Source organism: Micromonospora sp. NBC_01412 (assembly GCF_045040215.1).
Classification (GTDB): Bacteria; Actinomycetota; Actinomycetes; order Mycobacteriales; family Micromonosporaceae; genus Micromonospora; species Micromonospora rubida.
In genome coordinates, this window is record NZ_CP109528.1 from 7,957,267 (window position 1) to 7,977,163 (window position 19,897).

Sequence of the window (19,897 nt, forward strand, 5' to 3'; positions counted from 1 at the left end):
TACTTCCCCGCGCATGCGAAGGTCTCCGAGCCCATATACCGACGTCGGCCGGCGCGAGTTTATCTCGAAAAATATGATACACAGTATCCGTGCACCGCTGGGCGTCCGGAGTTCAGCCGCGAGCAGGAGGAACGATGCAGCTACACCACCTCGGCTGGGCCGTGCATTCGATCGAGGCGTCCCGGGAGCACTTCGAGACCCAACTCGGCCTGCCGTACGAAGGCGCCGAGGAGTTTCCGACGCTGACGGTCGCCTTCTTCCGGGCCGGTGCCACCCTGATCGAGCTACTGGAGCCGAAGTCCGACGAGGACGATGTAGCCCAGTTCCTCCGGGAACGGGGCGAGGGCATCCACCACTGCGCGTACCTGGTCGACGACGTCGCCACCGCGCTGGCCGGCGCCGAGGCGCGCGGCATGTGTCTGATGGACACCGTGCCCCGCCCCGGCTCACGGGGAACGACGATCGGTTTCGTCGACCCCCGGCGGGCCGACCGGATCCTGGTGGAATACGTCCGGGAGCCGGTCGCGTGACCACGACCGATCCGGCCGCCCACGAGCTGGCCCGAGGCCTGGTCGACCTGTCCCGCACCGGCCTGACCAGCGAACTCCGCGCGCACGCGGCCCGCAGTCTGTTGAACGTCGTCGCAACCGCGATCGGCGCCTGCCGTGATCGGGCCGTCGAGATCGTCATCGCAACCGCGCTGGACAACGGGGGTGAGCGTCGCTGTCCGGTACCCGGCCGCATGGAGCGCCTCGATCCGCTGAGCGCCGCGCTGGCGACCGGGCTCGCCGCCCACCTCGACGACTTCGACGACACCCATCTCGACACCGTCGTACACCCGGGCGCGGCCGTACTCGGCGCCGTGGTGGCGGTCCTGCCGGACCACGAGACCACCGGGCCCCGGCTCCTCGACGCGGTCGCCCTCGGGCTGGAGACCCAGCTTCGGCTCGCCCGGGCGATGACACCGTGGCACTACGACGACGGCTGGCACATCACGGGAACCGTGGGCGCGCTGGGTGCCGCGGTCACCGCCGGCCTGCTCCTGGAGCTGTCGCCTGGGCAACTCGGCAACGCGATCGCGATCGCGTCCAGCATGACGCTGGGGCATCGGGAGGGGTTCGGCACGATGGTCAAGCCGTTCCACCCCGGTAAGGCCGCGGCCAACGGCGTACTGGCGGCTGCCCTGGCCCGGCGGGACTTCACCGGCTCCCCGACGGCGCTGGAGGGCCCCCGCGGCTACTTCCGGGCGCTGTCCCCCACGACGGATCTCGCCCGGCTGACCACCGAGCTGGGGACACGCTGGGAGTTCCTGGACAACACCGTCAAGCCGTATCCGTGCGGGATCGTCGCGCATCCCGCGATCGAGGCCGCCGAGCGGCTGCACGCCCGGCTCGCCGGCCGCACACCGGTGGCCGTACGGGTCCACTGCCACCCCCTGGTCGCCGAACTGACCGGGAACCCGGCACCGGACACCGGACTCGCCGCCCGGTTCAGCACCATGCACGGCGTCGCCGCGGCGTTGGCCGACGGTGTGGTGGGGCTGGCCCAGTACGAGGACGCCCGGGTGGTCGCCCCGGACGTGACCGCCCTCCGCGCGGTCACCACCCTGATCATCGACGAGTCGATGGCACGCGACGCGGCGACCGTCGAGGTCGTGGTGTCGGACGGGCCGGTACTCACCGAATCCGTCACGCATGCCCGGGGCAGCGCCGCGCGACCGATGACCGACACCGAACTCGACCTGAAGGTCACCGCCCTGGTCGAACGGACCCGACCCGGTCAAGGCCCCGAGGTCATCGCGGCGGTACGCGGCCTGCCCTCGGCCACCTCCTGCGGCGACCTGTTGACGACGATCGTGGGAGAGCCAGCATGACGGGAACAGCGCAGCCGGGCCCGGTCCGGCTCACCGCCGAGCTTGCCGAGTTCGCCAGCGGCCTGAGCTGGGACCAGATCCCGGAATCCGCCCGGCACGCCGCCCGGCCTACGTTCGTCAACGTCGTCGGACTGGCCGTGGACGCATGCCGCCACGACGCCGTCGAGATCGCCGTCGCCACCCTGGGCGACCTGGGCCTGCGCGGGCGCTCCTCGGTGCTCGGCCGCCCGGACACGCTCACCGCAGCCTGGGCGGCGTTCGTGAACGGCATGGCGATGCACGTCGAGGACTTCGACGACACCCACCTGCGTACCGTGATCCATCCCGGCTCGCCGGTGGTGCCGGCCGCTCTCGCCGTGGCCGAGCTCACCAACGCGTCAGGGCGTGACCTCCTCACCGCCGTCACCGCCGGCGTCGAGGTGGCCTGTCGGGTCGGCAACGCGCTCGGTCCGGGACACTTCGACCGGGGCTGGCACCTCACCGGCACGATGGGACACCTCGGTGCCGCTGTGGCGGCGGGCCGGCTGCTCGGGCTCGACGCCACCCGGATGCGGCACGCGGTCTCGCTGGCGGCGACCCAGGCTGCCGGCACCACCGAGCAGTTGGGCACGATGAGCAAGTCCATGCATCCCGGCAAGGCCGCCGCTGACGGGGTGGAGGCCGCGCTGCTGGCCGCCGCCGGGTTCACCGGGCCCGACGCGCCGCTGGAGGGCCGGCGGGGCCTCGCGGCCCTGTTGGCGCCCGAACCCGACCTGGCCGAGGCCACCCGAGGGCTGGGCCGGGCCTGGGAGATCGAGGCGAACGCGTTCAAGCCCTACAGTTGCGGAATCGTCAGCCATCCGGTCATCGACGCCGCCATCGAGCTACGCGACATCCTGCCCGGACCGGAGGTCATCGAGTCGGTCGACGTGGTGGTCCGCCCAGTGGTCTTGCAGGTGATGGGAGTCGAGGAACCGGAAGACGGGCTGCGCAGCAAGTTCTCCGTCTACCACTGCTTCGCGGTGGGATTCCTCGACGGCGGCGCCGGACCGGCCCAGTACAGCGACGCCCGGGCGCGGGACGAGTCGGTGATCGCCCTACGCCGCAAGGTGCGGGCCAGCACCGAACCGACGATGCCCAAGGACGCCTGCGAGGTCACCGTACGCACGACCGGGGGCACGACCCACCGGGTCTCGGTCGCACATGCCACCGGCAGCGTCGACCGGCCGATGTCCGATGAGCGGCTACGGGCGAAGTTCGACCTGCTCGTCCGTCCCCGGCTCGGGGATCGCGCGGCGGCGTTGTGGCACACGGCCTGGCATATCGACGAATGCGACGGTATTGCTAACCTGTTCGGCCTCAGCCGTTGGTGAGAGGGGCGGCCCGACCGACACACGCGGAGGCCGGGCCGCCTCCCGTATCCAAGGACCGATTCGGTATGCTGCGTCGGTCATATTTCATATTTGAGGACTCTGGATGAACCTACCCGTCAACGGCGCTCAGTCCCAGAACAAGCGGATGCAGCTCAGTGACGAGGCGGCCAGCTACGTCCGAGGATTGATCATGTCCGGACAGCTCCGGCCGGGACAGCACCTTCGTCAGGAACAGGTCGCCGCCGCGCTGGAGATCAGCGTCACCCCGGTCCGGGAAGGACTGCTCTCGCTGCGCGCCGAGGGCTTCCTCCAACTCCAGCCCCGGCGTGGTTTCGTGGTCGCCCCGCTGGCCCCGGCAGACATCCGCGACCTGTTCATCGCCCAGGCACTGATCGCCGGGGAACTGGCCGCTCGCGCGGCCACGACCCTCACCGAGGAACAGATCGCCGAGCTGCAGGCCCTTCAGGGCGGGATCGACGAGGCGGCGAGCAACGGCAACACCGACGAGATGGAACGCCTGAACCACCTGTTCCACCGAATGGTCAACACCAGTGGCGGTTCAGGAAAGCTGCTCTGGTTTCTCGGCTTCATCGCCAAGTACGTGCCCCGCCGCTTCTACGCCACGATCGGTGGCTGGCCGGACGCGTCCCTGCACGACCATTCCGCGATCGTACGAGCGCTGGCCAGCCACGACCCGGAAGCAGCCAGACGAGCCGTCACCGACCACCTCCGGCACGCCGGGGATCTGCTCGCCGATCACTTCGCGTCGAACAACCTGGACGCCGCCGCGGCGAGCGCCCCGGACGGAGCTGTCCCAAGGAGCTGACCCCTCCGAACAGGCCGGCCCGGCCACACCCGCCGGGCCGAGTCGGTCACCAGACCGGGAAGACGATCGGGTGGCGGACGCACCGCCACCCGATCGGCAACATTCATCCCTCCAGGGTCAATCCTTCGACCGCCCCGGTGGCCGGACCGGCATCGGCGGCTACCCCGGTCGGCTCGGTCCTTGATGTCGACCCCCGGTCGTCACCGGCCGGCCCGGGCGGCGATTCCCTCGATCGTGGCGGCGAAACCGTCGCGGATGGACGTCAGCCGGAGGGAGTCGCCCAGCAGGGCGGTAAGCGGTGAGGCGTCGATCCGGTACGGGAAACCGAGCACCCCCGGCTCGACCGTCAGTTCGGCCGAGGGCACCAGCGCACGTACCGTCTCGACCGCGCCGACCATGGTCAGTACCGTCCCGGGCAGGTTGTAGACGGCGTTGTCGGTGCTGTCCAGGCAGGACACCAGCGTGAACGCCTCCGCCACGTCCCGGACGTACTGCCAGCAATAGACATCGTCGCCGTAGGGGACCACCCCGGGCTGCCCGAGCGCCGGCCGCTGGAACAACTGCTCGGTGAACAGGCCCTCGCCGCGTTCCTTCCCGGCGCCGTAGACCAGCCCGATCCGCAGCCCCACGCAGTTCACCCCGTACCGCTGCCGGTACGCGCGGCTGATGTGCTCGCAGTACGACTTCGTCGCCCCGTACGCGTTGTCGGGTGAGTGCGGGGTGTGCTCGGTGAGCAACTCGCCCTCGCCCTCGGCCAACGCCGCGGCGCTGTGCCCGAACACCGCCATCGAACTGGCCCAGGTCACATTGGCCAGTCGAAGGATCCGAGCCGCCTCGAAGACGTTCTGGGTACCGGCGCAGTTGACCTCCAGCGCCCGGTACGGATCCTCCGCCGAGGCCGGGGCCAGCAGGGAACCCAGGTGGATGACGCGGTCCACGCCGTGCTCGGCCAGTATGGCCAGCAGCGACCGCAGATCGGAGACGTCACCCCGGACGTACTCGACCCCGGCCTGCCGCAGCTCCTCCCGGATTGGAAGCGGGTCCAGGGCGAGGACCCGCTCGTCCTGCCCGGCGAGGATCGCCGTGGCGTGCTGGCCGACGAAACCGGTGCCGCCGGTGACTAGTGTCGTCATCGCCCGTCGGTCTCCCCGAGCACGGTCTCCCCGTTGATCGTCCCGTCGAGAATGAAGTCCCGCACGAGCTTCGCGCTCTCCTCCGGCTGTTCGACCAGGTGCAGGTGGCCGCAGCCCTCCAGCAGCGTCAGCCAGGCGTTCGGCAGCCGCCGGACCATCTCCCGGGTGCCGACCCCCGCCGGACCGGAGTCCACCGGGGTCATGATGTCCTGGTCACCGCTGGTCACCAACACCGGCGCCGTGATCTGCGGCAGGTAACCGGTGAGATCCGCCTCGCAGAGCAGATCGCAGAAGTGCTTCCACAGCTCGGGGTCGTTCTTCTTGAACGCGGCCCCCATCGCCGCCACCTGGGCCGGTGCGCGGTCGGTGTCGTGGAACGCCCGGCTGAACGCCTGCGAGGCGATGAGGTTGGCGACCTCCTCGCCCATCCCCGTCGCGGTCGCCATCGCCTTCCACACCTTCTTGTTGAGGATCGCGAGGGTGTCGTACCGGGCCATGCAGCAGCCGATGACCAGCCGCTTGACCCGGTCCGGGTACTTGGCCGCCATCACGATGCCCACCATGCCCCCGAACGAGGTGCCGTGCACGTCGACGGCGTCCAGGCCGAGGTGGTCGAGCAGCCCGACCGCCTCGTCGGCCCACCCCTCGATCGAGTACGGTGCCGGCGGCTTGTCGCTGTCGCCGAACCCGCGCATGTCGTAGTCGATCACGGTGAAGTCCGGACGCAGCAACGGGGTCACCGGGGCGAAGTTGGCGTGGCCGAGGCCGAGGCCGTGCAGTTGCAGCAGGTGCGGTCCCTGTCCCGCCACCTCGTACCACAGAGATGTGTTGTTGATCGTCGCGTACGCCACGTGGTGCTCCTTAATCACGGCTCGAACTGATGGGAAAAGACGAGAGGTTCCGACGGCTACCGCGCCACGTCGGGGCTGGCCCCGAACCGGGCACCGAACCGGCGGAGCAGGGCGACGAAGAGGCGATCGGCGATCAGGCCGAGCGCGCCGAGGGTGATCAGGGCGACGAACACGCCTCGGATGTTGGTGGTCGCCATGCCGTTGGTGACGATCACGCCGAGACCGGATGGCGCGCCGAGCATCTCCGCGGTCACCACCGTCATGAACGCGTTGCCCAGCGCGATCCGGATTCCGGCGAGAATGTACGCCGCGCTGGCGGGCAACCGCACCAGCAGGAAGGTCTGCCACGGCCGGGCACCGAAGGTCGCCGCCATGCGCAGCTTGTTCCCCGGGACCGCCCGCACCCCCGCCGCCGTGTTCACCGCGACGACGAACACCGTCGTGTAGAGGATCAGGGTCAGTTTCGCCGGCTCACCGGCACCGAACCAGAGCAGGATGGGAGCGAACCAGGCCAGTGGCGGAATGAACCGGAAGAAGCTGATGAACGGCTCGAGCAACGCCTCAAGCACCCGACTCGAACCGCTCAGCAGGCCGAGCAGCGTACCGAGCAGGCTGCCCAGTACGAGGCCCGCGGCGACCCGTCCCAGGCTCGCTGACACCGCCTGCGCGAGACTGCCGTCGGCAAGCACCGACCGGAACTGGGTGACCACGTCGGGAGGACCGGGGAACAGCATCGGCATCCCGTAGAAGCCGGCGGCCAGCCACCACAGCCCCACCACGGCGACGAAGCCGCCGACGATGGTGAGGGCCCGCCGCAACCGCAGGACACCGCCCGGCCGACGGACGGCGGCGGCGGGTCGGGCCGTCCGGGTCGACACGCTCATCGCGCCACCTGCCCACAGTAGAATCGGCGGAAGACCCGGGCACTGGCCAGGACGAACACCCGGTCGAAGGCCAGGCCGGCGGCACCGACCAGGAGGATCCCGGCGAACATGGTCGGGGTGTCGAAGAAGAGTCGGGACTCGTAGATGAGGTGGCCGATGCCGTCGCTGCCCGCCACCATCTCGGCCCCGATCACGCTCATGAAGGAGTAGCCGAGGGACAGCCGCATCCCGGTCAGCACGTAGGGCACCGCACTCGGGATGACCACCGACCGGTAGGTCCGCAACCGCCCGGCGCCGAAGACCCGGGCCATCCGGGTCTTGTTCCGGGCGGCCTGGGCCATCCCGGTCAGGGTGTTGAGGATGACCGGGAAGACGGTGGCGTAGATGACGATGAACCGCATCGACGCGTCCCCGACCCCGAACCAGATCGTGGCCGGCACGATCCAGGCCACCGGCGTGATGGAACGCAGGAAGTGCACGACGGGTTCCAGCGCGTCGGCCGCCACCCGCGACGAGCCGAGCAGGCTCGCGGCGGCGATTCCCAGCGTGCTGCCCAGCGCGAACCCGACCACCACCCGCCACAGGGTGATCAGCACCTCGCTGCGCGAGTCCGCGTCCTGGACCAGTTCCACCAGCGCGCGGGCACTTTCGATCGGGGTCGGGAAGACCAGCGGGTTGTTCTTCGCCAACGCGGCGACGTGCCACACCACGATCGCGGCCGCGACCGCCAGCAGGTTCAGCCCGATCCGGCGCCGTGACCAGGATGCCGCCGACCGTGGTCCGCGCCGTCGGGGCCGGGGGCCGGCCGGGCCGCCGGTCGTTCTCGTGGGATCGGCGCCCCCGGTGGGGGCGGCGCCGGGTCGCCCACCGAAGTCGGTGGCGGGGGCGGGGGTCATCGCGTACCCACCTCGCCGTCCAGACCGGGACGTCGGGCCTTCGCCGCGGTCACGGTCCGCTCCAGGTCCTGGTAGAGCGCGCCGAAGTCCGGCCCGCCCCGCTCACGCGGACGCGGTAGCGGATTCTCGATGACGTCGTGCAGCCTCGCCTCCGGCCCGGACGTCATGATCCCGATCCGGTCGCCGAGGATCATCGCCTCGGAGATGTCGTGGGTGATGAACAGGACGGTGCGGTCGGTGGCGGCCCAGATCCGGGCGAGTTCATCCTGCAACGTGGTCCGGGTCTGGGCATCCAGGGCACCGAACGGCTCGTCCATCAACAGGATCGGCGCGTCGGTGACCAGGGCCCGGGCGATCTGCACCCGCTGCTTCATCCCGCCGGAGAGTTCATGCGGGTACTTCTTCGCCTGACCACCGAGTTCGACCATCTCCAGCGCGGCCCGCACCCGCTGCTGGCGTTCGGGGTTCTTGACCCCGAGCACGCGCAGGCCGAACTCGACGTTGCCGTACACGTTGAGCCAACCGAGCAGTGAGTCGTCCCCCTGGAAGATCACCGCCCGGTCCGGCCCGGGACCGGTGACGGGCCGGCCGGCAACGGTCATCCGCCCCTCGGTCGGGAACTCGAATCCCGCCACCTGGTTGAGGACGGTGGTCTTTCCGCAACCGCTGGGGCCCAGCAGCACGAAGAACTCGCCTCGGGACAGCGACAGGGAGACGTCCGCGAGGATCCGCGGCGCACCGGCCGCGTATGCGAACGAGATGTCCTCGATCGTTACGTAGCCGTCCCCGTTCACCGCCGGGTGTCGCGTCGTAGCGTCCGTTGTCGTCATGCCCTGCCTCCCTGAACGAGCCGCCCGATCAATGCGACGTGCGTCATCGGATCGGGAACCGTCGTGGTAAGGACGATCCCCTCGATATCGGTCTTCTCCTCTACGACCCGCAGCCGCTCGGCGGCCTCACCAGGGGTCCCCACCAGCGCGAAGCGATCCAACAGGTACGCCTCTTCCCGGGGGTAGTCCGCGAGCGTCCGGGCGTTGGCGCCGTCCGGACGTGCGTGCTCGGCGAACACGTATCGCGAGAACAACTCCCGCAGGCCGGGTACCAGGTCTGCCGGGACCCCACGCCCGGCGAGATTGACCCCCAGCCCGTGCCGGGCCACGGCGATGACCGAAGCGCGGACGGCCTGCCGGGCGGCGGCGACCTCGCTGTCCCGCTCGACCAGGTGGGCCACCGCGATCATCCATCCGCGCTGGCGCCGCCCCGCCGCCTCAGCCGCGGTCGTGGCGAGCCTGCCCAGCCAGCCGGGTTCGAATCCGCCGCCGAGCAGGACACCGTCGGCGCTGCCCGGGGTCGCCGCCGCCGCCCGTGGCCCGCTGGCGGTCAGAAAGAGCTGAGGACCCGGGCCGGCCGCCGCCCGGATGGTGTCGAGCGCCTCGCCCACCTGTCCCGGGTCCGCCGGGCGCAACCCCACGCTGTGTACGGCCGAGTCACCGGTGCCCATCGCGACGAAAACCCGGTCGGGGAACAGTCCGTTGAGCGCGGCCACATCGGCGGCGTGTACCGACGGGTGGCGGGTGACCGGATTCGTCACGCACGGCCCGACCCGGATGGTGCGGGTGTGCGCGAGGATGTGCTGCGCCACGGGATACATCGCCCCGTAGAGGTGGGACGAGTCGGCGACACCGAACGTCCCGATGCCGACCTCCTCGGCGAGCCGGGCAATCTCCAGCGCACGGGCGGGATCGGTCGGGAGGTGCGAAACGGCGATTTCCATCTATCTCACTGAGTCCGAAGGCCGGCCGGCGGGTGCGTGCGGCACTCGATCGGCATGGGTGTGGGGGGCACTGATGACTCCTCGGTACGGTGGAACAGGCCGGCCGGTGGCGGGCCGATGCCAGCGGACCCGGGGCTCGAAGTCGGGCGGCCACTGTCCGGTGTTCGACCGGCTTCCCCGGGCCACGGAGACCGTGGCCCGGGTCGGCCTTCCCGTACCGTCCGGATCAACCCGAAGGCACCGGTCGATCGGGTGTTCGGGACACCACCGATAATCGCCGGGTCGGAATCGAAGACCCGGATGGCGATCGTCAGATGGCGTTGACCCAGTCGGTTATGACGTAGCTCTTCGCGTCGACCTTGTTCTTGATGTTGCCCATCTCCAGTTGGTAGTCAGCCACCTGCTGGATCTGGTCGACACTCGCCGGGTCGAAGGCCAGGCTGAAATCAATCTTCGCCAGGATCTTCTTGGCCTCGGCGTCGTCGGTGATTCCGGTCTTGGACTTGATGAACTCGATGACCTCGCCCTGGTTGCTCTTCATGTAGGCGGACGTCTCCCGCAGCGCGCGCAGGACCTTGACACCCACCTCCTGGTTTTCGAAGATCTTCGGTCCGGCCACTACATAGCCGATGAAGGGCAGCAGGTCGTCATCGCCCCCGGCCCAGCCGAGACGTGCGCCGGGCCGCGCGCTGATGGCTTTGGTGACGTTCGGCTCGAAGTGAATGATCGCGTTCACGTCGCCCTTGGCAAAGGTCGGTACGAGCTGGGCGTACTTCGCGTCCTTGACCTTGATCTTGGACTTGTCCAGCTTGTGGAACGCCACGAAGCGGTCGAACCAGTAGCTGGCCGTCGAGTTGGACTGGAGAGCGATCGTCTTGCCGTACAGGTCCTGCGGGGTGGCGATACTGCTGTCGACGACGATGCCCCACCAACCGTACGACGTCGCGTTGTGCCCGATGATCTTCACCTTGGCACCCTTCGCCGCGAGACTCGCGACCGGGTAGCCGGCGACGGAGGTCAGGTCGGCCTGGCCGGTGACCACGGCCTCCGTCCCCTCCACGCCGGTCGGGAACTCCTGCAACTTGGCTTCGATACCCTGCTTTGCAAGAAAGCCCTTCTGTACCGCGAAGTACAGCGGAATTCCAAAGAAGTCGGGTTGAGTGGCGACTGTCAGCGCCTGCTTCCCACCCGCTCCTTCTGTAGTTGGCGACGATGAGTCACTGCCGCAAGCCGTCAGCGCGAGCGCTGCGACGACCAGGGCAACGGCGAATCGCCCTCTTCGAACGAACACAAGACCTCCCGAGTAAGGGCGTAGCATGTACTTTATATTTCATGTGAGCTGGACCGTCAAGAGATCATCTAGCCCACGACCAGGCGGGATCCGCCGGCCCCGGCACCGAACCAGACACCCGAGGACGTACCGCCGACACCAGGCGTGACCAGCGCACACTCAAGCGGTGACCAAACCCGGACCGGCGACTACGGGATTGACGGCCAGCCGGCCGGATGGACACCCGGTGGGCCACCGGCAGTCCCGACCGAACCGAACTACCGGCGGAGACCAGCGAACCGTTCGATGGGCACTGCCGTCCGGTCAGCGCCTCCCCGAGCCGGCGCAGCCGGCGATCAGGGTGAGGTTCCCCGGGATGTGGACACCGGGTTGTGCCGCGATCCGGTGCAGCGTCGCAGGAATCCGGCCACCTGAGCTTCGCGGCTCAGACCTCGCCGGTAATCGGTCGCCGGTAATCGGGGAGACGGTTTCCAGCGCACGTCTGTGCGTGGCCCACAGCGCGCTGAAGGTGGACCAGCTACCTACGGCGCGTGGATCGCCGTACGCACCATCGCCACACCTTCTGACGCCGCAGGGGGTTCTGTCGGCACCAGTATCAGCGATACCTCCCGTTTCTGCTCCGGCCGGAGTTTGATCGGAAGTGCCAGACCGCAGCGATGAAGAGCGCCGTGCGGGACCGCGAAGATCTTCAGCACAGCGGAAATGACCTGTTCATGGCGGTCGCGCGCACCGCATCGAGCTGCCCACGACCAGCTTGACCTCGTACGCCTACCGTCCGATGAGGCAAAGGAAGCCGCTCATGTCCACCACCACGCACCTGACGCTCAACAACGGCGTTGAGATGCCCGCGCTCGGTCTCGGTGTCTTCCAGACCCCGCCGGAGGAGACCCGCTCTGCCGTCGCGGCGGCGCTCGCGGCCGGCTACCGGCACATCGACACCGCGGCGGCCTATGGCAACGAACACCAGGTCGGAGAGGCCGTCCTCACGTCGGGCATCGACCGGGCCGACGTCTTCCTGGAAACCAAGATCTGGATCAGCGACTACGGCTACGACCAGACCCTGCACGGCTTCGACAAGAGTGCCCGAAAGCTCGGCGTCGACCAGATCGACCTGCTCATCCTGCATCAGGCTCTGCCGTCGGAGTTCGACAAGACCCTGGAGGCGTACCGCGCCCTGGAGACGCTGCTCGCCGACGGCAAGGTGCGCGCCATCGGAGTCAGCAACTTCATGGTCGAGCACCTCACCGCGCTGCTCGACAAAGCGAGGGTCGTGCCTGCGGTGAACCAGATCGAGGTGCACCCCTACTTCGCCCAGCGCGAAGTGCAGACGTTCGGCGCCGAGCACGGCATCCTCACCCAGGCGTGGTCGCCCATCGGTGGCATCACCTTCTACCGTGACGGCAGCCACGGCAGCACCCTGCAGGACCCCGTGATCGGCGAGATCGCAAAGGCGCACGGCAAGACCCCCGCGCAGGTGATGCTGCGCTGGCACCTGCAGCAGGGCCGCTCGGCGATCCCGAAGTCGACGCGCCCGCAGCGCATCGCGGAAAACATCGACGTCTTCGACTTCGAACTCACCGACGAACAGCTCACCGCGATCGACAACCTCGACACCGGCCGACGCGGCGGCCCGGAGCCCAGCGACATCACCCTCGCGAACTTCGGCAGGCCCATTCCGGAGGCCTGATCGCCGCAACCCGCTACGGGGTCTGTTGAGAAAGAAGCCGGCGCCGCGTCCATTCGTACGCGGCGCCGACTGGGCTTGTGATTAATACGGTCTTCACGAACTGTTCCATGCGAGCCGCTGGCCCGCCCTGTCGTGCAGGGCGATCAGGGCGTGAGGATTGTCTTGCCGACCGTCACCCGTTCTTCGAACGCCTGGTGGGCTGCGGCGGCTTGAGTCAGCGGCATGACCGCGCCGATGATGGGCCGCAGTTCACCGGAGTCAGCCAGCGCGAACGCGTGGTCGCGCAGCCGAGCCAGATGGTGCGCGGGTAGGGCCACGGACGCGAAGCCGGTGACCGACACGGCCCGGTGGTAGACGGCGAGCGGGTCGAAGCGCGGCGGCTGTCCGCTGGTCGTCCCGTAGACCACCATTCGGCCGATCGTGGGGGTCAGCAGGTCGAAGGCGGCCTCGGACACCGCACCGCCGGTGCTCTCCAGGACCACCGAAACGCTGCCGCCCACCGCGTCTCGGACAAGTTGGGGCCAGTCGGGGGAGCTGTAATCGACCACGATGTCGGCGCCGAGTTGCTTGGCCACCGCGAGTTTCGTCTCGCCTCGGGCAGTGGCGATCACCGTGGCGCCGGCGCGTTTGGCCAACTGCACCAGAAGGCTGCCCACACCTCCGGCGGCTGCTTCGACCAGGACCGTGTCTGTCGACGTGAGGCCAGCCGCCTCGGCCACGCCGACCGCGGTCGCCCCTTGGCCCAGCAATGCCACAGCCGTCCGGTCATCGAGTCCCTCGGGCAAAGGCACCGCCGCCGATGCTGGCAGGATCGCCAGTTCCGCGTAGCCGCCGCCGGACGTCGCGCCGACCACCTGGCCGCCGACCGCCTTGGCATCCACCCCGGATCCGACCGCGACAACGGTGCCCGCGATCTCGAATCCCAGCGCGAACGGCAGCGGAAGATCCGGCATTACTGTGCGCATCAGGCCGGCCCTGATCTGAACGTCAGCAAACCCGATGCCTGCGGCCGTGACCCGGACCAGCATCTGCCCGGGCCCCGGTCGCACATCGGGCACCTCGTCGACACGTAACACGTCAGGCGGACCGTACTCATGGAATCGAACAGCACGCATTCTCTCTGCCCTCGCTCTCAACGATCGTAAGAAGCCAGCGGCCCGAAGCGCGGGTCGCCGACTGCGAAGGTATCCATGAGATACTGGTTACTTCAAAGGTATCTAACTACCGTGAGGGTACTGATGGACCCGCTCGACCCCGATATGTTCCACCCCGGGTGCCCCAGCAGCGTCATGCCGATCCGCATCGGCGACAAATGGTCAGCAATGATCATCGCCTGCCTTGAACAAGGCCCACGCCGGTTCTCCGAACTTCGCGTCCCCATCCACCGCGTCACCCCCAAGGTGCTCACCCAGACCCTGCGCGCACTCGAACGCGACGGCATGATCACCCGCACCGTCTACGCCGAGGTGCCGCCACGAGTGGAATACGAGCTGACACCACTGGGACGTACCCTGCTCGACCTCATCGCAGCCTGCCGACACTGGTCACGCAAGCACATGCCCACCCTCCTGGCCGCCCGCGACGTCTACGACCACACAACTCAACCCACCTGATCAACGGCGCTCTCTCCTCAGACAAGACCGGCGGGGAGACCGACTGCGAGGATGCGGGCGGCTTCGAGGACCACGGCGACGCCGGTCGCGTTGTCCGAGGCGCCGGGCAGGCGCAGCCCGGGATGGTCGCCGACGCCGTCGTAATGCGCGGTCAAGAGCAAGTGAACGCCTTCGGGGGCGGACTGCCGGAGATGGGCGTGGATGTTGGTGCCGGTGACGTCGTCGCGGCGCAGCGGCGTGACGCCGTCCAGCCAGCCGTCGGCGTCGACCGGGCGATGGACCAAACTGACGGTCACCCGTTTCCGGTTCCACCGGACTATCGACGGTGCTGGTGGAACGATGCAAGATGTGGGAACTGCGAAAACTGCTACACCTGCCATCTCGCCGTTTGCTGCCGAGCCGATCAAGCGTGCCGATGCCCAGCGGCTCGCGGGAGTGCTGAAGGCCTTCGCCGACCCGGCCCGGCTGCGACTGCTCAGTCTGATCCAGTCGTCTCCGGAGGGCGAGGCATCCGTCAGTGACCTCACCGCGCCGCTTGGGCTCTCCCAGCCGACTGTGAGTCATCACCTTCGGATCCTCACCGAGGCCGGCCTGCTCGAACGCGACAAGCGCGGCGTCTGGGCGTACTACCGCCTGGTGCCGTCCGCGATCGCGGCGATCGCCGACCTGTTGACGCCGCCCCGCAAGCGGGCGACGAAGAAGGCCCGCTGAGCGGAGGAATGCACATGCGTTGATGAGGTTCGACCCGACCGGTGCCGGCCGCCGGCGATGGACCATGCGCTGGAAAGCACACCTCAACGCGTTCCAGATCGCCGTCGAGGGCCGGCCGACCCGGCAAACAACGACCACCTCAACAACCAAGATCAGCCGTTGACTTGACACTTCCAGGCCGGGCCAAGGAACCGCTCGATCGAGGCCGACCGACGCAGGGCGCCGACCGCGAACGACCCGCATGCGGCCGAGGACAGCCAGTCAGGATCGCCGGGTGGAGCGATCACGACACTATTCGCCAACGCTGGTTCTGGCTGCCGTCGCACATGCCATAGGTAACCTGCCGGCCGGGGCCGTGGGAGGTCAGGCACCCACCCGAGTTCCCGTTGTGGAGCTGAAGTTTCGCCGAGTCGTAGACCCACCCGAAGACATTTCCGCTGCTGGCCGGCGACAGCACGCCGAGCCCGTCATAGCCGGTGGTGAGCTGCTTGGACGGCGAGGACTTCACGGCCATGATCTTGCTGGCCGACTCGAGCTTCCACCTCTGGCCGGGACGGTTCCGCCAAGCGGTGGTCACCACCTTCGAGCCGTCGTTCGTGCCGGTGGTGCTGAGCACGTTGCCGTCGGAGCTCACGATCACCATGTTGTCGGAGCTGAACGGTCCTGAGGGCAACACCGGGGTGCCCGGATCGGCCTTCGCCGGCACCGAGGTTCCCGGATCGGCCTTGGCCGGCACCGAGGTTCCCGGATCGGCCTTGGTCGGCGTCCGACCAACCGGAGGGCTGGTAGCCGCGTCTGGGCCGCCATCGGATGCGCCGGCCGTACCGGTAGCGCTGGGAGCATTGGAAGGGCGGGAGGCCCCGGTGGCAGGCGGGGCGGAGGTGGCCGCGGCCGCAGCATCGGTCGGAGAGCTGCCGGCCGAAGGCTCACGGGGTGTCGCGCCGTCATTGGCGAGATAAGCCCCGGCCAGTATCACCACAAGCACGCCGACCACCCCGGCGATGGCCGGTCGACGCCATCTCCGGCGCCGGGCGTCGGTCGGCGACCCGGCATGGGTCGTCAGATCCGGCAGCTTGGTCAGCTTCGCGGCGACGTGCTCGGGAAGCTCGGGAACGGTGTCTCGTCCGTCAGCGACGGTAGCAGGCCGGTCTGGGCCGATCGGTGCGGTGGCGGTCAGCATGGCGGTCGAAGCCAGTGTGACGCCGGGGAGTCCAACAGGAAGGGTCGAAGCGGGCTCGGCCTGGATGAGGGTCTTTTCGAGGCCCTCGGGAAGCTGGGTGAGGGTCTCCTCAAGGCCCTCGGGCAGCCAGCCCTGCCCGGCGGCTGCCGCACTGCGGTCGACGTAGGCGGCGATAACGTCCTGTGGCGTGGGGCGCGAATGCGGCTCCTTGGCCAGGCACCGGCTGATCAGCTCCCGCAGTTCGGGATCTGTGATGCCGTCAAGAGTGGGTTCGCCCTGCGTGACGCGGTAGACGAGCTCCGCGTCGTTGCCGGCGCGGAAGGGAGCCTTCCCGGTGGCGGCGAAGGCGACGACAGAGCCGAGGGCGAAGACGTCCGTGGCAGGGGTGGATCGCTCCCCCCGCAGCTGTTCCGGCGACATGTAGGACGGGGTGCCCATCCGGACGCCGGTCTGGGTGAGGTCGAGCTCGCCGTCGGCCCGGGAGATGCCGAAGTCGATGACGCGGGGTCCGTCGGCGGCGAGCAGCACGTTGCCGGGCTTGAGGTCGCGGTGGGTGATGCCGGCGGCGTGGATGGCTTTGAGGGCTTCGGCCACCCCGGCGGCGAGTCGCCACACGCCGTTCAGCGGCAGTGTTCCGTGGCGCGCGACGGCGACGGCGAGATTGGGGCCCGGCACGAAGGCGGTCGCCAGCCACGGACGGACGGCTTCGGAGTCGTGGCTGAGCACGGGGGCGGTGAAGACGCCGCCGACCCGCCCGGCGATCGCGGCCTCGCGCGCGAAGCGGGCGCGGAAGGAGGGGTCGGTCGAGTAGGGGTCCTTGACGACCTTCACCGCCATAGCCCGGCCGGCCTGGGTCACTCCAAGGTAGACACGGCCCATGCCACCTTCGCCGATCCGGCCGAGCAGCCGGATATCGCCCACCGCACAGGGATCGCCCGGGTCGAGGGGGAGGAACTCCAGCCCCAGTTCGGGCAGGGTCGGGATGATGTCGTTCACTCGGCGCCCCTTCGTCGTCGCAGCGATGCTACAGAGGTTGAAAGGCTGACGTCTGTCTGACCATGGTGGTTCTGGGGCGAGAGTCATGCCGGACTGGGCGAGGAAGCCGGCGAGTAGGTCGGGTTGGCGTAGGACGGCGCATAGGCGTTGTCCGATCACGATGGCCGGGTGATCGACGCCTTTCGGCGCGATGTTGGTCCTGCCGCGTTCGACGTTGGACCAGACGCCCTCGGTCGGGTTCAGGTCCGGGGCGTGGGCGGGTGGCCGGATGACGGTCTTCCAACCGCTTGGGGGTCCGCCCGATGTTTGCAACGTCGACGTGTCGCCAGTAGGCGGCCTTGTTATCGACGTCGACTAGGACGACCAGGACCGGGAGTGCGTACTCCAGCCGGCGATCCGATCCTGCGTGCTGCAGTGCACCGCGTGGCTGGGGATCCTGGCACCTCTAGAGTGCGACCAGCACCACGGCAAGGACGAGCAGGCAGCAGACGGTCTCGATCACCCCTACCCGCGCCGGCGACAGCCGCCGCGCCGGCAGGATCCCGGCCCGGGCCAGGAGCAGCACAAAGACCGGTGCGAGCAGCATGTCGAGCCAGGCCGCCGCGATCAGAGCGACCACGTGGAAGCCGATGGAGAGGCGGAGGTAGCCGGCATCTCCACGTTCCCGGATCATGGTCTTGACGTACAGGACGGTGCCGACCAGGTACAGCATCACGGCCAGGAACGCGGGGACGACCTCGGCGAGAGGCACCCCGGACAGGGTGGCCAGCACGAAGACCAGCAGACAGCTCTGCGCCACGGAGGCGAGGTCGTTGAGCAGGGCGCGCTCCCGCCGCCGCCAGGCGTACCCGGCGTTGACCGTCAGCAGCACGGCGTAGACGGGGGCGTACCAGAGCACCGCCGGCCGAGCGAACAGCACGGTCAGCGCGAGCGGCGCCGTCACCAGGCCGTAGGCCAGCAACTGGTCGGCGAAGCGGCGCGGTCGACGGCTCTTGATCGCCTGGAAGGCGTAGTAGGAAAGCAGGTAGCCGGCCAGCCAGGCGCCGAGCAGCGGCACCTGCGGCCAGCTCGGGCCGACCAGCACGACACCGACGACGTACGGCAGCAGAAGCATCGCCCAGGCGCCGTGCTGCGGCGGCAGGAAGCGGCGGATCCGGCGACGGTTGGTCACCGGTCGCGCGGTGCTGACAGCGGTGGACATGACCTCACCTCACCTCGAAGACGCCACAGGCGCCGCGTTCGGCGTCGACCATGGCGTGGCTGACAAAGGGGTAGTGGCCGGGCGCTGGGAGGACCATCTCCACGAAGCCGCCGCCGGCCGGGGCGAGGGGCAGCACCTGGGCCCGGTCGCCAGGGCGAGCCCGCCGGCGGCGAGGACGGGGAGCCGCCAGCGTACGGCGAGCCGCCGGGGGTTCATGCCGACTCCTCCCGGAGCTGCGGCAGGGTCAGCCGCACCACGCAGGCGTCGGGGGCGCCGAAAGGCTCGAGCACGGCGCCGGCCGGTGAGGCGCCGGCATGTTCGAGCGTGCCGCGGACGACGCCGACGTGCAGCGCGCAGATCGCGTCGGGGTTGCGGTTGACCAGTTCCAGGAAGGGGCAGGTGTGCAGATGGATCTCGGTCGTCCCGTCGGCCGTCTCGTGCAGGCGGGGACTGAAGCCCAGCCCGCGCAGGACGTCGAGCAGGGTGTTGACCGGGTCGCCGCCGGGGGCGGTGGCGGCGGCGAGGTGGCGCCCCCAGCCGTGGCCGGCGCGGGTGGCCTCGGCCCGGACGTCGCCGTGACCGCGGCGGGACAGGTGGTCGAGCAGGGCGGCGGCGAGCGCCCGGTACGGCGCGGGCGCCGGCGCCTCGGCCATGGCCACCCGGTAGCGCCACGCCGGCCGTCCGGGTTGGCCGCCGCTGGCCCGCGCCTTGACCAGCAGCCCGGCGTCGACCAGGCGGTCGAGGTGGGCCCGGGCCGTGGAGAGGTGCAGGCCGGTCCGCTCCCCCACCTCGGCGATCGTCATGCCGGCGCCGGCGGCGCGCACCATCTCCAGGATCGAGGCCCGGCTGGCGGTGCCGAGGGCCCGGTGGCGGTGGGAGTCGATCGTCTCGCCGGTCGGCCCGGTTCTCGGGGTTTCCACGTTAGACAACGTTACAACGTCGTTTAACCGCAAAACCCTGTGGGGTTTCATGTCGCCTCACACTCCACGTCCCGCCAGCCGGTCACGGCCTGAACAGTCTGCCCGGCACCGCGGCGGTCGGGTCAGGGCCCGCCGTCCCGGCGAACCGGGCCGTTCGGCCCTGCCGGCGACGCCGACGCCGGATGCACGATGACATCCGCCAGGAGGTGAACGATCGTGTGCAACTACTGCGGCTGCCGGGAGTTCCCGCTGATCGGCCGGCTCTCCGCTGAACACGAGACGATCGCGAACGCCGCGGGTCGGCTCCGCGTCGCGGCACGGGCCGGCGGTGACGACGCCCTGCCGGCGCTGGACGCGCTGCTCGCCCTCCTGCTGCCGCACACCACCGCCGAGGAGCACGGTCTCTTCGCGGAACTGCGGGCCGAGGGCAGCCTGGCCGAGGCCGTGGCGAAGCTCTGCGCCGAGCACGACGACATCCACGGCGTGCTCGGCGGCGTCGACCGGGCCACGCCGGACTGGCCGGCGGTGCTGGCCGCCCTCGACCGGCTGCACCGGCACATCGACAACGAGGAGCACGGGCTCTTCCCGGCCGCGGTGATCACGCTGCCGATCGCGGCCTGGGACCGGATCACCCCGACGGCCGACCCGGCCCGCTAGGCCCTCCGCCGGCTCAGGACACCGCCTCCGGGTACGGGAAAGAGCCGGGCAG

20 protein-coding genes are annotated in these 19,897 nt (G+C 69.4%); 8 read left to right on the forward strand and 12 right to left on the reverse strand.

Annotated features, from left to right (window positions below; translation table 11 throughout):
* The first annotated feature begins 134 nt into the window (after positions 1–134).
* The 4 genes from OG617_RS34075 to OG617_RS34090 all read left to right on the forward strand — a co-directional run bounded on the left by OG617_RS34075 (position 135) and on the right by OG617_RS34090 (position 4,051).
* The gene (locus OG617_RS34075; protein ID WP_396679622.1) at positions 135–530 is read left to right on the forward strand and encodes a VOC family protein; all 396 of its coding nucleotides are present in this window, start codon (positions 135–137) and stop codon (positions 528–530) included.
* Positions 527–1,873 (forward strand): MmgE/PrpD family protein, encoded by a 1,347-nt coding sequence (locus OG617_RS34080; RefSeq protein WP_405097296.1) that lies wholly within the window; start codon positions 527–529, stop codon positions 1,871–1,873. The genes OG617_RS34075 and OG617_RS34080 overlap by 4 nt, the downstream gene beginning before the upstream one ends.
* Positions 1,870–3,225 carry an MmgE/PrpD family protein gene (locus OG617_RS34085; RefSeq protein WP_405097298.1) on the forward strand — a complete coding sequence of 452 codons (1,356 nt, stop codon included), beginning with the start codon at positions 1,870–1,872 and terminating at the stop codon, positions 3,223–3,225. Before OG617_RS34080 ends, OG617_RS34085 begins: the two co-directional genes overlap by 4 nt.
* 103 nt (positions 3,226–3,328) lie before the next feature.
* On the forward strand, positions 3,329–4,051 hold the full coding sequence (locus tag OG617_RS34090; protein ID WP_405097300.1) for a GntR family transcriptional regulator: 723 nt from the start codon (positions 3,329–3,331) through the stop codon (positions 4,049–4,051).
* A gap of 200 nt (positions 4,052–4,251) precedes the next feature.
* On the opposite strand, the gene OG617_RS34095 is transcribed toward OG617_RS34090, so the two are convergent.
* From OG617_RS34095 to OG617_RS34125, 7 genes are all read right to left on the reverse strand, one after another.
* Positions 4,252–5,184: an NAD-dependent epimerase/dehydratase family protein gene (locus OG617_RS34095; protein ID WP_405097302.1), complete on the reverse strand. Its 933-nt coding sequence runs from the start codon at positions 5,182–5,184 to the stop codon at positions 4,252–4,254.
* A complete protein-coding gene (locus OG617_RS34100; protein WP_405097304.1) occupies positions 5,181–6,035 on the reverse strand; it encodes an alpha/beta fold hydrolase in 855 nt (284 codons plus the stop codon). The genes OG617_RS34095 and OG617_RS34100 overlap by 4 nt, the downstream gene beginning before the upstream one ends.
* A 56-nt stretch (positions 6,036–6,091) precedes the next feature.
* On the reverse strand, positions 6,092–6,919 hold the full coding sequence (locus tag OG617_RS34105; RefSeq protein ID WP_405097306.1) for an ABC transporter permease: 828 nt from the start codon (positions 6,917–6,919) through the stop codon (positions 6,092–6,094).
* Positions 6,916–7,815 carry an ABC transporter permease gene (locus OG617_RS34110; protein ID WP_405097308.1) on the reverse strand — a complete coding sequence of 300 codons (900 nt, stop codon included), beginning with the start codon at positions 7,813–7,815 and terminating at the stop codon, positions 6,916–6,918. The genes OG617_RS34105 and OG617_RS34110 overlap by 4 nt, the downstream gene beginning before the upstream one ends.
* Entirely contained in the window at positions 7,812–8,645 is an 834-nt protein-coding gene (locus tag OG617_RS34115) for an ABC transporter ATP-binding protein (protein WP_405097310.1), read from the reverse strand. The genes OG617_RS34110 and OG617_RS34115 overlap by 4 nt, the downstream gene beginning before the upstream one ends.
* Positions 8,642–9,589 (reverse strand): LLM class flavin-dependent oxidoreductase, encoded by a 948-nt coding sequence (locus tag OG617_RS34120; RefSeq protein ID WP_405097312.1) that lies wholly within the window; start codon positions 9,587–9,589, stop codon positions 8,642–8,644. The genes OG617_RS34115 and OG617_RS34120 overlap by 4 nt, the downstream gene beginning before the upstream one ends.
* A 310-nt stretch (positions 9,590–9,899) precedes the next feature.
* Positions 9,900–10,880, reverse strand: coding sequence for an ABC transporter substrate-binding protein (locus OG617_RS34125; RefSeq protein WP_405097314.1), 981 nt, complete (start codon positions 10,878–10,880; stop codon positions 9,900–9,902).
* Between the two features lie 799 nt (positions 10,881–11,679).
* On the opposite strand from OG617_RS34125, the gene OG617_RS34130 reads away from it, so the two are divergent.
* A complete protein-coding gene (locus tag OG617_RS34130; RefSeq protein WP_405097316.1) occupies positions 11,680–12,567 on the forward strand; it encodes an aldo/keto reductase in 888 nt (295 codons plus the stop codon).
* Between the two features lie 143 nt (positions 12,568–12,710).
* Here OG617_RS34130 and OG617_RS34135 read toward each other — a convergent pair whose 3' ends face one another.
* The gene (locus OG617_RS34135; protein WP_405097318.1) at positions 12,711–13,643 is read right to left on the reverse strand and encodes a zinc-binding alcohol dehydrogenase family protein; all 933 of its coding nucleotides are present in this window, start codon (positions 13,641–13,643) and stop codon (positions 12,711–12,713) included.
* 162 nt (positions 13,644–13,805) lie between these two features.
* Between OG617_RS34135 and OG617_RS34140 the strand changes: the two genes are divergently transcribed.
* Entirely contained in the window at positions 13,806–14,180 is a 375-nt protein-coding gene (locus tag OG617_RS34140; RefSeq protein ID WP_405097320.1) for a winged helix-turn-helix transcriptional regulator, read from the forward strand.
* Between the two features lie 17 nt (positions 14,181–14,197).
* Here OG617_RS34140 and OG617_RS34145 read toward each other — a convergent pair whose 3' ends face one another.
* The gene (locus tag OG617_RS34145; protein WP_405097322.1) at positions 14,198–14,476 is read right to left on the reverse strand and encodes a M28 family peptidase; all 279 of its coding nucleotides are present in this window, start codon (positions 14,474–14,476) and stop codon (positions 14,198–14,200) included.
* 43 nt (positions 14,477–14,519) lie between these two features.
* Here OG617_RS34145 and OG617_RS34150 point away from each other — a divergent pair, with 43 nt between their 5' ends.
* Positions 14,520–14,891, forward strand: coding sequence for an ArsR/SmtB family transcription factor (locus OG617_RS34150; RefSeq protein ID WP_405097324.1), 372 nt, complete (start codon positions 14,520–14,522; stop codon positions 14,889–14,891).
* Positions 14,892–15,174: 283 nt separating this feature from the next.
* Here the strand turns inward: OG617_RS34150 and OG617_RS34155 are convergent, their stop codons facing one another.
* The 3 genes from OG617_RS34155 to OG617_RS34165 form a co-directional block, all read right to left on the reverse strand.
* Positions 15,175–17,067, reverse strand: coding sequence for a protein kinase domain-containing protein (locus tag OG617_RS34155; protein WP_405097326.1), 1,893 nt, complete (start codon positions 17,065–17,067; stop codon positions 15,175–15,177).
* Between the two features lie 445 nt (positions 17,068–17,512).
* Positions 17,513–18,268 carry a YwiC-like family protein gene (locus tag OG617_RS34160; protein WP_405097328.1) on the reverse strand — a complete coding sequence of 252 codons (756 nt, stop codon included), beginning with the start codon at positions 18,266–18,268 and terminating at the stop codon, positions 17,513–17,515.
* A 212-nt stretch (positions 18,269–18,480) separates the two neighbouring features.
* The gene (locus OG617_RS34165) at positions 18,481–19,239 is read right to left on the reverse strand and encodes a helix-turn-helix transcriptional regulator (protein ID WP_405097330.1); all 759 of its coding nucleotides are present in this window, start codon (positions 19,237–19,239) and stop codon (positions 18,481–18,483) included.
* A 165-nt stretch (positions 19,240–19,404) separates the two neighbouring features.
* Here OG617_RS34165 and OG617_RS34170 point away from each other — a divergent pair, with 165 nt between their 5' ends.
* Positions 19,405–19,845, forward strand: a complete 441-nt coding sequence (locus OG617_RS34170) for a hemerythrin domain-containing protein (RefSeq protein WP_405097332.1) — start codon at positions 19,405–19,407, stop codon at positions 19,843–19,845.
* Positions 19,846–19,897 lie beyond the last annotated feature (52 nt).